The following is a 572-nucleotide window of genomic DNA, read 5'->3' on the forward strand; positions in this document are numbered from 1 at the left end:
ATCTTTCGATCACTTAAATACATTTTGGTTGATACAATCACAACCCGGTATCGCGTTTTGTACTGCAGCGTCTCATCAACGCTTCGCGACACCTTTACTACATCCCATATTGTTAAAGAACAGCCGACTTTCGTCGCTTGGCTATGCCAAATGCAAACGCTCAAGATCTAAGCGCTTGCATTTGGCCACCAACCAGGTAATCCGTGCTCACTCGTCAGAGCGATGGTGGAGGATGACGGGATCGAACCGACGACCCCCTGCTTGCAAAGCAGGTGCTCTCCCAGCTGAGCTAATCCCCCCTCGGATAACTTGGTGGGTCTGGTAGGACTTGAACCTACGACCCCCGCCTTATCAAGACGGTGCTCTAACCACCTGAGCTACAGACCCTTGGCTGTAACAGCAAACAAACCGATAAGTGTGGACACTGGACACGCAGAACGCGCGCCTCTGGAAAGGAGGTGATCCAGCCGCACCTTCCGATACGGCTACCTTGTTACGACTTCACCCCAGTCATGAACCCTGCCGTGGTAATCGCCCTCCTTGCGGTTAGGCTAACTACTTCTGGCAAAACC

The 572-nt window shown here is 52.4% G+C and carries 2 tRNA genes and 1 rRNA gene; all 3 read right to left on the minus strand.

From position 1 onward, the window contains the following. Positions 1-223 precede the first annotated feature (223 nt). Positions 224-299: transfer RNA gene (locus AC3FKH_RS34500), tRNA-Ala, on the minus strand. A gap of 11 nt (positions 300-310) precedes the next feature. After that, positions 311-387, minus strand: a tRNA-Ile gene (locus tag AC3FKH_RS34505). Positions 388-451: 64 nt separating this feature from the next. Next, positions 452-572, minus strand: a 16S ribosomal RNA gene (locus tag AC3FKH_RS34510); the annotation flags it as partial.

Source organism: Cupriavidus sp. 21MJTG02-4 (assembly GCF_057798975.1).